General features: G+C 58.1%; 10 protein-coding genes. 4 read left to right on the top strand and 6 right to left on the bottom strand.

From position 1 onward, the window contains the following. Positions 1 to 59 precede the first annotated feature (59 nt). From AB4Y89_RS12540 to AB4Y89_RS12530, 3 genes are all read right to left on the bottom strand, one after another. On the bottom strand, positions 60 to 1,100 hold the full coding sequence (locus AB4Y89_RS12540; RefSeq protein ID WP_442301269.1) for a CgeB family protein: 1,041 nt from the start codon (positions 1,098 to 1,100) through the stop codon (positions 60 to 62). Between the two features lie 48 nt (positions 1,101 to 1,148). Next, positions 1,149 to 2,411, bottom strand: a complete 1,263-nt coding sequence (locus AB4Y89_RS12535) for a magnesium transporter MgtE N-terminal domain-containing protein (protein ID WP_442301268.1) — start codon at positions 2,409 to 2,411, stop codon at positions 1,149 to 1,151. A 231-nt stretch (positions 2,412 to 2,642) separates the two neighbouring features. Beyond that, positions 2,643 to 4,706, bottom strand: coding sequence for a M13 family metallopeptidase (locus AB4Y89_RS12530; protein WP_442301267.1), 2,064 nt, complete (start codon positions 4,704 to 4,706; stop codon positions 2,643 to 2,645). Positions 4,707 to 5,042: 336 nt separating this feature from the next. On the opposite strand from AB4Y89_RS12530, the gene AB4Y89_RS12525 reads away from it, so the two are divergent. Next, complete coding sequence (locus tag AB4Y89_RS12525; protein ID WP_442301266.1) at positions 5,043 to 5,483, top strand: ATP-binding protein; 441 nt, start codon at positions 5,043 to 5,045, stop codon at positions 5,481 to 5,483. Between the two features lie 17 nt (positions 5,484 to 5,500). Further along, a complete protein-coding gene (locus AB4Y89_RS12520) occupies positions 5,501 to 5,848 on the top strand; it encodes an STAS domain-containing protein (protein WP_147648700.1) in 348 nt (115 codons plus the stop codon). Positions 5,849 to 5,934: 86 nt separating this feature from the next. Here the strand turns inward: AB4Y89_RS12520 and AB4Y89_RS12515 are convergent, their stop codons facing one another. The 3 genes from AB4Y89_RS12515 to AB4Y89_RS12505 all read right to left on the bottom strand — a co-directional run bounded on the left by AB4Y89_RS12515 (position 5,935) and on the right by AB4Y89_RS12505 (position 8,176). Continuing rightward, complete coding sequence (locus AB4Y89_RS12515) at positions 5,935 to 6,507, bottom strand: LemA family protein (protein WP_442301265.1); 573 nt, start codon at positions 6,505 to 6,507, stop codon at positions 5,935 to 5,937. Between the two features lie 53 nt (positions 6,508 to 6,560). Beyond that, positions 6,561 to 7,424 carry a TPM domain-containing protein gene (locus AB4Y89_RS12510; protein ID WP_442301264.1) on the bottom strand — a complete coding sequence of 288 codons (864 nt, stop codon included), beginning with the start codon at positions 7,422 to 7,424 and terminating at the stop codon, positions 6,561 to 6,563. A 104-nt stretch (positions 7,425 to 7,528) separates the two neighbouring features. After that, on the bottom strand, positions 7,529 to 8,176 hold the full coding sequence (locus AB4Y89_RS12505; RefSeq protein WP_442301263.1) for a DUF4142 domain-containing protein: 648 nt from the start codon (positions 8,174 to 8,176) through the stop codon (positions 7,529 to 7,531). A gap of 122 nt (positions 8,177 to 8,298) precedes the next feature. On the opposite strand from AB4Y89_RS12505, the gene AB4Y89_RS12500 reads away from it, so the two are divergent. After that, positions 8,299 to 10,383, top strand: a complete 2,085-nt coding sequence (locus AB4Y89_RS12500) for a S9 family peptidase (RefSeq protein ID WP_442301262.1) — start codon at positions 8,299 to 8,301, stop codon at positions 10,381 to 10,383. After that, positions 10,380 to 11,480, top strand: a complete 1,101-nt coding sequence (locus tag AB4Y89_RS12495; protein WP_442301261.1) for an isoaspartyl peptidase/L-asparaginase family protein — start codon at positions 10,380 to 10,382, stop codon at positions 11,478 to 11,480. The genes AB4Y89_RS12500 and AB4Y89_RS12495 overlap by 4 nt, the downstream gene beginning before the upstream one ends. Positions 11,481 to 11,537 lie beyond the last annotated feature (57 nt).

Genomic DNA, 11,537 nt, shown 5'->3' with positions numbered 1-11,537 from the left:
ATGCTGGCGCGCCAGCGTTTCAAACGGCTTGTCGTCACCCGATCTTCTCCTGCCTCCGACTACTTTCTGGCCCCACGAATCGCTGCAACACGGTCCGTAATCAGGCGCATCTGCGAATCATTGTCGTACCCGCTCTCTTTTGCCCTGCGGCAACCGGCAGCAGCGATTCTTTCGCGGGCCGGCTCATTATTCAGGTAGCGAAGGATCTGCTGCTTCATCTCTTCGATATCGTCAAAGAAAACGGCCTCTTCCCCTTCGACAAAGCGGTCTGTATGTCCTTTGGATCGCTCTGCCAGCAGAAACCCTCCGCAGCCGGCAATCTCAAAGCTCTTCTGTGTAAATTCATCCTGGTTGGATTTGGTGAGAAAGCTGATGTTGATCCTTGAACGCCAAACGCCCTCGCGGTAGGCGTCGTCCTTGAGTTCCCCTTCGCGGTACACCTTCTCAAAGATCTCCGGCGCCAGTGCCCGCTTCCACGACCGTTCCGAACCTGAGATCACAAGCGGAATACCGGCCTTTGCAAGCTCTGTCAGCACTTCGGCACGCTGGTCGTAAGGAGTGCCGATAAATGACACCTCGCGGTTGCGATTCTTATCGCTCCAGCCGGCAGGCGGCGGAAAGTGAATCGTCTGCTCGTAGGCTGTCTGAATTTTGACCACATCCCCGGCTCCACGCTTTTTGTACTCGGGAATACTGACGTCGCGCTGTGTGCAATGCAGATCGAAGTAAGGAATGTCCTTCATGTACAGACGCCAGCCAGGATCCTTACGCGGACCGAATGGGTTATCGATCATGTAGCTCACCGTGGTGATCCCCATCGCACGCAGTTTCTTCAGCGTGGAGGGTTGCAGCGCCATGACCTTGTCGGCCCAGAAACAGTCAGGCTTGACCTCACGGGCAACTCGCAGAATCTCCTGGTTCAGGCGGCGAATATGAGGTCCTACGAGGATGCGAAAGACGATCTTGAACAGAAGGGAATTTTTAGGCCAGAAGGGTTTGGCGTCCATGCGCACCACCTCATGTCCGGCTCGCTCCAGCGCTCGCATACGCATGGGGGCTGTACTGCCCGGCGAAAATTCGCTGATGTACAAGATCTTCACGCTCTGGCTTTCCTCTCTTTTACTGTTTATGAATCCGACAGATGTGCACTACTCTTCCCGAAGCTGATTGATGACCTGCTCAGCATGAATCACGCCAGCGATCTTGCCTTCGTCATCCAGCACGGGCAACGACCGCAGATTGTATTTATCGAACAACTCGGCGACGGCCTTGTCCCGCGCGTGCAGACCGGAGCTGACAATGTAGGTTTCGGCTAACTCCTGTAGCAGAGTCTCACGGCGTGCAAGCAAGAGCCGCGGCAGGGTCACCACTCCCTTCAATTTATCGTCATCGTCCACCAGATACACCTCGGTGACCGTATCGGCATCCCCTTCAAAACCACGTAGCGCCTCAACGGCCTGCTCCACCGTAGCGTTCAGATGCACGCTCACGAAATCTGTGGTCATGCTGCCGGCAGCGGAGCGGTCAGAGAACTCCAAAAGGCCTTCGACCTCTTCGCGCTCGTCCGGCTCCATCTCCTCGAGAATCGCTTCGGAACGCTCTTCCGGGAGCTCCGCCAGCAGATCGGCCGCGGCTCCGGGATCCATCTCTTCTACAATCTCGGCAACGCGCTCCGAGTCCAGGCCCTCCAGCAGAGCCTTCTGCAGCTTCGGATCGACCTCTTCCAGTGCCTCGGCGGCGACCTCTTCATCCAGGCTGGCAAAGATAGCTTCGCGCTCTGCCGGGGCAAGCTCTTCGAGGATGTCCGCGATATCGGCCGGGTGCATCTTTGCAAGCCGGTTCTGCTCGATCTTCAGGCGAACGCGACGAGCAGGATCGCGCTCGATCAGATCCACAAACTCCCACGGAATAATCCGCGCCGCCGCTTGCTCACTTAACGAGACCAGAGGCCGTGGCAGTCCCTTCATCAGCCGGCGCAGGGCACCGCGAAGGCCAACCTCAACCTCGGCGATGCGCAGCCGCAATGGAGCATGCCCGTTCTCCCCCTCCCAGGCGAGGTCTACATCGTTCACGCGGACGACTTTGTGGCCGTGCACGTCAATGATCTGCTGGTCCAACAGATCGCGGTCCAGGAGCAGATATTCGTGATCGGTAGCAACGGGCCCTACCTCCGCACCGGGACGCAACCGCAGATCTCCCGCCTGGGTCCTCTCCAAAGATTCAATGGAGACCCAGCCCGGCGCCCGTTCTCTCCCGGCGCGGCGCAGAACGAAACCCGCAACATGATTGGTGTCTTTCGCCGGATCTATGGCCAGGTCCCGCACCCTTCCCAGAACGCCCCCATGGGCATTCTTCACTGACATGCCAATCATGGCAGCAGCGCTGGTCCGGAGATGGAGGGAAGCGTGCATCCTGTTCGCAGTCTACTCAAGCATTTCGATGCGCACCACCGCCGCTATGTAATAGAACCAAAAAGAGAAAGCCGGCCCTCAAAAAGAGGGCCGGCTTCCGGTGCTTCAGGCGTGCGTTAGAGCGTTTTTCCTGTTGCTGGGTATTCCGGGAGGAACATACAGGGGCGTTCTCATTGAGGAAAACGTCGATAGATGCACAAACCCTGCTCTATAATCTACAGGAAAAATGCTCTACCACACCTTGCAGACCGCCTCCTTCACCATCGGCTGACCCTTTTTGCATCCGAAGGCCGTGGCAAATTCGGGCATATTCGTCACGATACCGTTGATACGTGCATAGCCCGGGGAATGGGGATTGGTGATCGCGCTCACCCGCAGGTTCTCCGGCCGCTCGTTCTCGCATGCCCACTGGGCAAACCCAATAAAGAACCGCTGGTCGGGGGTGAATCCTTCCACTGGCGCGAGCCGCTGATTCTCCGTCGCCTTTTTCCAGGCGATATACGCGATCAGCGTTCCGCCCAGGTCGGCTACGTCTTCGCCGCTCGTCAGCTTTGAGTTGATCTTGATGTCGTCCACGATGGTGTAGGTAGCAAACTGGTCGCGCAGGCAGTTGATTTGCTTCTCAAAGCCTTCCGCATCTTCCTTGGTCCACCAATCCTTCAAGTTCCCTGCTCCGTCGAACTGCCTGCCTTCATCATCAAAGGCGTGGGTCAGTTCGTGGCCGATGGTTGATCCTGTATTGCCATAGTTCGGAGCGTCATCGAGCTTGGCGTCGTACAACGGCGGCTGCAGCACGCCGGCCGGGAAGTTGATGTCGTTCATCTGGGGGTTGTAATAGGCATTGACAGTCGGCGGCGTCATGTCCCACTCGTTCTTGTCGACCGGTTTACCCACCTTGGCCCACTGGCGCTGGTCTTCGAAAAGAGAGGCTCGCAGCATGTTGCCGAAGTAGTCATCAGACTTGACCTCCAGCTTTGAGTAGTCGCGCCACGTGTCGGGATACCCGATCTTGTTCCGGACCAAGTGCAGTTTTTCGACGGCGCGCTGCTTGGTGGCGTCGCTCATCCAGGTCAGGCCTTTGATCTCCCCGGCCATCGCCTGCTCGATTTCGTCAGTCATCTTCACGGTCTTGGCCTTGGTATCCGGACCGAACGTGCGGCGGACAAACTCCTGTCCAAGGGCTTCGCCCAGCATGTTGTCCACCTGGCGCGTGCAGCGCTTCCACCGGGGCTGCTGTTGCTGCACACCACGCAGATACTTCGAATAGAAGTTGAACTGTGCCTCGTCAAAGTCTTTCGACAACGATGGAGCCGCGGCCGTAATCGCATGGAAACGCAGGTACGCCTTCAACGCCGGTAACGGCTCCGCAGTCAGTTCCGTCTGGAGCGTTTTCTGGAAGTCAGGCTGGTTCACATTCAGCGACTTCACTCCGGGGACATTCTGCGCCACAAAATAGCGGTTCCAGTCGATCGACGGCGTCAGCTTGCCCAGATCCTCGACCGACATCTTGTGGTATTCCTTGTACGGATCGCGGCGTTCGACGCGGGTTAGCGAGGCCTTTGCGAGAGCGGTCTCGATCTTCATAATCGCGGCAGCGTCGGCCTCAGCCGTTGCCTTCGGTTCTCCGGCGAGCGCCAACTGCTGTGCAATGTAGGCCACATACTTCGTCCGGGTGTCTTCGCTTTTTGAATCGGTCTTGGTGTAGTAGTCTCGGTCGGGCAATCCCAGGCCTCCCGCGGCGATAAATGCGATCACCCGCGAGGAGTCACCAAGATCCTGCCCCGAACCGGATCCGAAGAAGAAGTTTCCCACTTGTTCGTGGTGTAGCACTGGAAGATAGGCGACCAGTTCTTCCCGCGTCTTCAAGCCGTCGATCCGGGCGAGCAGAGGCTTCAGAGGGGCCAGGCCACGCTTGTTAATCGAATCTTCATCCATGCAGGCCCCGAAATAATCGCCGACCTTCTGCTCGCTTGGCGTGCGATTTGCGGCCTTCGAGGCATCCACCAGGATGCCCCACAGAAACTGGAGATTGTCCTGCGCCAGCTTGCCATAGACACTCCATCCGGCCTGGTCCGGAGGAATGGGATTGTTCTTCATCCATCCGCCGCAGGAGTACTGGTAGAAGTCCACGCACGGATCGACCGACTTATCCATATCGGCCACGTTCAGGCTGGGGGAGTACGGCATCGCCTGCAACGGCTGCAGGGATGTCGATTGCGCGGCTGTCGATTGCGCAAAGACAGCACCTGCCAGGCCACACCACAACGCCACCACCAAACCAAAGCGCAAACGCATATCGTTCTTTCTCCTTTTTAGACACTTCATCCTAAGCATTTTTCCTGTTGCTGGGTATCCGGGAAGAGGAATTCAGCGGCGTTTTCATTGCGGAAAACGCCCATAAATGCGGAGACCCTACACTACACCTACAGGAAAAATGCTCTATCGCGGTGACAGGGCATACGCTTCCCCGGCAAAGAAGGTTCCCTCCGCCCGCGCCGGAGGGCATCCAATTCCATTTTCTTGACTTTTGCTTCCCAGGGAAGCAAACTGCCCTTGTAAGCACCTTGGACGAAACTCCGGCTCCTCTGGCGTCGGCGGCTCCAAAATCAGCACCTCGCCTGCAGGAGTAATTTGGCCGACTCGACCACAAGCCGCGCCAGTTTCACCCTCGACTCGACGCTCGACACCGTTAACCGGCTCGAGCTGGAAGCTGAGCAATTCGCCCAGCGCGCAGGATTTTCCGAGGACGACATCCCCAACATCGCAATGGCCGTGCGCGAAGCCGCAGTCAATGCCGTGCTTCATGGCAATAACTACAGCACGGAGAAGCATGTAAGCGCGTCCTTTGAAACCACGTCGTCGGATCTGGTCATCAAGATTACTGACCAGGGGCCGGGACTCGACCCTGACACCATTCCCGACCCGCTCGCGCCAGAAAACATCCTGCGCGGCTCAGGACGAGGCATCTTCCTTATCCGCGCTTTTATGGATGAGGTACACTTCCGCCAGACCCATCCTGGGACGGAACTGACCCTGATCAAACATCGCACTCCCGCACCAACGGGCAATTAACTAGGAGGAATCACCACGTGAGCATGAAAGTCAGCACCCGCCAGGTAGACGGCGTCACTATCCTGGATCTGAGCGGCCGCATCACACTCGGAGAAGGCAGCGTCGTATTGCGCGACGCCATCCGCGACCAGCTCGCAAAGGGCAATAAGAGCGTCCTGCTGAACCTGGGCGACGTCAGCTACATCGACTCCTCGGGCATCGGCGAGCTCGTCAGCTCCTTTACCACCGTCAAGAACTCCGGTGGCGAGCTGAAACTGCTGAACCTGACCAAGAAAGTCCACGACCTGCTCCAGATCACGAAGCTCTACACCGTCTTCGACGTCAAGGATGATGAAGCTTCGGCCGTCGCTTCGTTCACGAAGTAAGCCGGTTAAGCTGATCTGCACTGAGACTCTGACGCAATAAAGAAGGCCGCCCTTGTGGGCGGCCTTTCTGTTTTGCTTCGATTCCTTTACTTGCCGAAGTCAACCTTCGGCGCGGTCTTCGAGCCCGGGTCAGCGGCATAGTAGCCCGTCTTCGGCGTGAACCCGGCCATACCCGCCCAGATGGAGTGCGGGAACTGCTGGATGTACACGTTGTAGTCCTTGATGGAATCGTTGTAGCGGCGGCGCGCCACAGCAATGCGGTTTTCCGTTCCGCTCAGCTCATCTTCCAGGCGCTGAAACTGCTCATTGCTCTTCAGCTCCGGATAGGTCTCCTGCAGGCGGGTCAATGGCAGCAAGGCGACACTCAGGCGGTCGTTCGCAGCCAGCTTCTCATCCGGAGTCCTCGCCGTCAGAAGGCCGGCGCGCGCATTGGAGATCGCCGTCAACACATCCAGCTCCTGCTTGGCGTAGCCCTTCACGGTTGCCACCAGGTTCGGGATCAGATCAGCACGGCGCTGCAGGTTCACATCGATCTCAGAGAAGGCAGCTGTCACCTCCTCATTCTTCTGCACCATCGTGTTTTTGGAGCCTGTGTAGCTTCCGAATGCGAACACAACAATCAGTACAACGGCTACCAGCCCAATCAGAAAACCTTTCATTTGCCTCGTCTCCTGTTTCTCCGGAGGCTTGCCTCCGGCCAACTCTAAAATCTTTACCAGTCTCCGCTGGAACCACCGCCACCGGAGTCACCACCACCAAAACCGCCAAAGCCACCGCTGGAGTCGCCTCCGTCGCCACCACCGCCGCCGCGTCCATCCCAATCACGGCGTCCACCGCCACTACCCAGGATATTGCCGAGAATCAGCCAAGGCAGCCAACCACCGCCACCCCCACCGCCGAAACCGCCAGGGCCACCGCCGCCGAAGATACGGCGCAGAATACTCACAACGATCAGGAAGAGGATAAAACCAACGACGAGAACACCGATCCCGATGCCGCCACCGGAGTGTACCGTCTCACGATGATAGGTATGCGTTGTCTGCGGAGGATTGAGTGTGACGCCAGCGTCGTCGGCGATCGTCTGTCCGATCTCGGTTACACCAAGACGAATAGCGTCGTCCCACTCATTCTGCTGTAGCAGCGGCCGCATCGCTCGCCCGATGTCGCCGGTCTTGGCATCGGGCAGAATCCCTTCAAGACCGAAGCCAACTTCGATACGCCGTTTACGATCCTGCGTGGCAAACAACAACAGGATGCCGCGATCTTTGTATTTCGCGTCCTTGGGCCCAATACCCCAGGTATGGAAGAGATTGTTCGCGTAGTCTTCGATTGGCTGGTCGTCGAGTGACTTAATGATGACCACGGCAATCTGGGCGTGCGCTTGCCGCTCCACCTCGCCTGCATATTGATTGATCTGCGCTTTGGCGGGATCGGACAACACGTTCGCCAGATCGGTTACGTAAGCTGTCGGCTTGGGGAGGTCGCTTACCTTCTCACCCACCGCCGCCAAAGGCGCCAGCACGATCAGCAGCGCCCACATCCACGATCTGGCCCATCGGCCCATATCTGTCATCATTCTACGCTTTCGCCCCGCAAAAGGTTCCGCAGGCAAAACAAAGGCGGGCGTGACGCCCGCCTTTGTTCTTCCAGTATCTACCTTACTGCATGGCGAGATAACCGTTACTGCATAGCTAGATACCCATTCTTGCGCGCAACAGAATCCGCCTGCATGATGTGGTCCTGGATCACGGGGATCGTGCGGTCGAGAGCGTCTTTGAGTGAGTTATTCGAGGTGGCCACCATGGTGTCGCGGAAGAGCTTCAGGTCTTCCCGATGGCTCTCGGCCATGGCCATCATGTACTCCTTGTCGAACGGCTCTCCTGAAAGACCGCTCAACCGGTCATACAGCTTCTGGTCCTTCCTGGAAAGCTCCCGAGCCGGAGGACCTCCGAGTTCCTGTGCCAGCGGCTTCCAGGTGCGCGCGAGCGCGGCATGGTCCGTCATGATCTTCTGCGCGAATGCCTTTACATCGTCGTTGCTGGACTTCGCGAGAGCAAGCTGACTCATTCGTACGGCTCCCCTGCTGTTCTGAGCGGCTGTCTTCAGGAAAAACCGGTCACGCATACGCTCACCGGTATCCCCCAGCGGCGCCGAGGTATCCTCCGGCCGCGCATTGGAAACACCCACACCCGCCGGCTTCTCCTGCCGCTGCTGCTGCGGTGTTGGATTGGTGTTGTAGACGCTGCCGCTCGTATCCTGCTGTGCTGCTAAAGTTGCCGCACCAAATCCCAACATCACAACAAAGGCTGAAACGCCTGATACTCGCATCCTTCGAGTCCTCCTGTAGCTCTACGATCTCTACGACGAGGCACAATACTCCTCTCTTTCTTAGGGTGGCAACATCCATCTTCGGTTGCCTGTATCCTCTACCTTTGGAGCCGAATCAAGACATGCACCCCCCTGTCGCCCGCCGCGAGCCGCATCCCATCAACATCCACGGACAAACACTCGAAGACGATTACTTCTGGCTCCGGAACAAGGACTCAGAAGAGGTGATCGACTACCTGAAGGCCGAAAACGCCTACACTCACGCCTTCATGGAGCCCACCAAGGAGCTGCAGGACAGGCTCTATCGCGAGATGCTGTCGCACATCAAGGAGACCGATGTCTCGGTTCCCTACCTCGCGAACGGATACTTCTACTACACCCGCACGGTCGAAGGCCTGCAGTACCCCATCTACTGCCGCAAGCCATCGCCAGTTCCAGGCGACCCAAACGCCGTCTATAACGACAATGCCGCAGAGCAGGTCATTCTCGACGTCAATGAACTGGCAAAGGATCAGCCGTTCATGGCCATTGGAGGCCTTGCGGTCTCGCCGGATAACACGCTGCTTGCCTATTCGACCGATAACACCGGCTTCCGCCAGTACACGCTGCATATCCGCTCGCTCGTCACCGGAGAAGATCTTCCGGATACCGCGCCGCGCACCGGCTCGCTGGTGTGGGCTGACGACTCAAAGACGCTCTTCTACACCGTTGAAGACGAACAGACCAAGCGTCACTATCGTCTTTATCGTCATACGCTCGGTGAAGACACAGCCAAGGACGCCGTGATCTTTGAGGAGACAGACGAACGTTTCAATCTCGGCGCCGGACGCAGCCGTGATCGCAAATACATCTTCATCGAATCCGGCAGCCACACGACAACCGAGATGCGGTTTGCACCTGCCTCCGACCCGGCGACGTTCACGCTGCTGGCTCCGCGCATCAACGACCAGGAATACTACGCCGATCATCGCAACGGACGCTTCTATATCCGGGTGAACGACACCGGCAAGAATTTCCGTCTGGTTTCGGCAGATGTGAATGCTCCTGGGCGCGAGCACTGGATCGAAGAGCTCCCAGAGGATGCAGAATATCCGCTCGAGGACTTCGATCTCTTCCGCGACTTCGCGGTCGCCTCCGACCGTGTCCTCGGCCTGCCCCGTCTTCGCGTCTTCGGCTGGAGCGGCGAGAAGCTGACATCCACTTCCGAAGAGGTGACCTTCCCTGAGCCAACCTACTCTGCGGGACTGCACGTCAATGCGGTGTTTGCTGCGGCTACCTTCCGCTACAGCTATCAGTCGCTGGTCTCACCGTCGTCGGTCTACAGCTATGACGTCCACACACATTCCTCCACGCTGCTGAAGCAGCAGGAGGTCCCTGGCGGTTTCGATCGTTCCCGTTATGCCTCCGAGCGCATCTGGGCGACAACATCCGACGGCACAAAGATCCCTGTCTCGCTTGTCTATCGTCGCGATGAGTTTATCCGCAATGGTGAGAATCCGCTGTATGTCTACGGCTACGGTTCCTATGGTTACGCACTGCCGGTTGGCTTCAACCCGAACCGTCTTTCGCTGCTCGATCGCGGCCTGGTACTGGCCTATGCACATATCCGTGGCGGCGGTGATCTTGGCGACAAGTGGCACGACGCCGGCAAGATGCAGGCGAAGATGAACACCTTTACCGACTTCATCGCCGCGACCGAGCACCTTGTCGCCGAAGGCTATGGTGATCCAAAACGAGTCGCCATCGAAGGCGGCTCCGCGGGCGGCCTGCTGATGGGCGCGGTCACCAATCTTCGCCCTGATCTCTTCAGCGTTGTGCTGTCACATGTGCCCTTCGTCGATGTGATGAACACCATGCTGGATGACTCGCTTCCGCTCACCGTCGCCGAGTATGAGGAGTGGGGCAATCCTAACGAGCCGGAAGCGTTCGCCACCATGCGCGCCTATTCGCCATACGACAATCTGAAGCCAGGCGATTACCCGACGATGCTGGTGAAAACCAGCCTGAACGATTCGCAGGTGATGTACTGGGAGCCGGCCAAATATATCGCCAAGCTGCGCACTCTGAAAAAGAACGACACTCCGCTACTGCTTGAGACCAACATGGACGCGGGTCACGGCGGAGCTTCCGGCCGTTATGACTACCTCAAGGAAATCGCTTTCGACTACGCCTTCCTGCTGACCCAGTTGGGGGTTGAGAAACGATGACAAGAAAGAGAGCATTTTTTGCGGTGGCTGCGGCTGCCATGATCTCCATGACCACACCAGGCCAAACACCACAGACACCTCACAAATGGGCCATCGTCATTCACGGAGGCGCCGGCGTCATCGAACGAAAGAATATGACACCCGAGGCCGAAAAGGCCTACCGCGCGGCTCTCGACAAAGTGCTGCAGACGGGCGCGGACGTGCTGGCCAAAGGCGGATCTTCCCTTGATGCCATCGAAGCCTCAATCGAACTGATGGAAGACGATCCGCTGTTCAACGCCGGACGCGGCGCCGTCTTTACCGCTGCCGGACGCAATGAACTGGACGCTGCCATCATGGACGGCAAGACCCTGAACGCAGGGGCGGTCGCCGAAGTCACCCGCACCAGGCACCCTATCTCGCTGGCACGCGCGGTCATGGAGAAGTCGCCGCACGTCATGCTGATCGGTAGCGGAGCCGATGAGTTCGGTGCCGACCACGGCCTGGAGCAGGTTGACCCAAGCTACTTCTTCACCGAGCGCCGCTGGCAGCAGCTTGTAAAGGCGCTCAAGGCCAAGGGCAAACCGATTCCTCCGCGCCCGGCAGGCGCTCCTCCCGAGCCAAAGGAACCGATCTCTTTCCTGCAACCCGATGAGTTGCCTGCTGCGGCGTGGCCCGATGAAAGCCAGACGCACAAGTACGGTACCGTTGGAGTCGTCGCTCTCGACCGGGACGGCAATGTGGCCGCCGGCACTTCCACAGGAGGCACAACGGCGAAGCTCTATGGTCGCGTCGGCGATTCACCCATTATCGGCGCGGGTACGTATGCGTCCAATGAGAGCTGCGCTGTTTCCGCTACGGGCACCGGCGAGTACTTCATCCGCCTGACTGTCGCCCGCGAGATCTGCGCGCTTGTTCAGTACAAGGGAATGAAGCTGCAGGCCGCAGCCGACGAGGTGATTCAGAAGCGTCTTACCGCGCTCAAGGGGGATGGAGGCATCATCGCCGTCACACCCGATGGACAACTTGCATGGAGCTTCAATACGCCGGGGATGTACCGCGCAAAACTTGCGGAAGGTGGCAAGCCGCAGGTCAGCATCTATCACGATGAACCGTAAGGTTCGAATATTTTCGAGAAACGGAAGAGGGGGCAAAATGCCCCCTCTTCCGTTGTT

The organism is Terriglobus sp. 2YAB30_2 (assembly GCF_052114765.1).
Taxonomy (GTDB): domain Bacteria; phylum Acidobacteriota; class Terriglobia; order Terriglobales; family Acidobacteriaceae; genus Terriglobus.
This window is presented reverse-complemented; position numbering and strand designations above follow the sequence as displayed.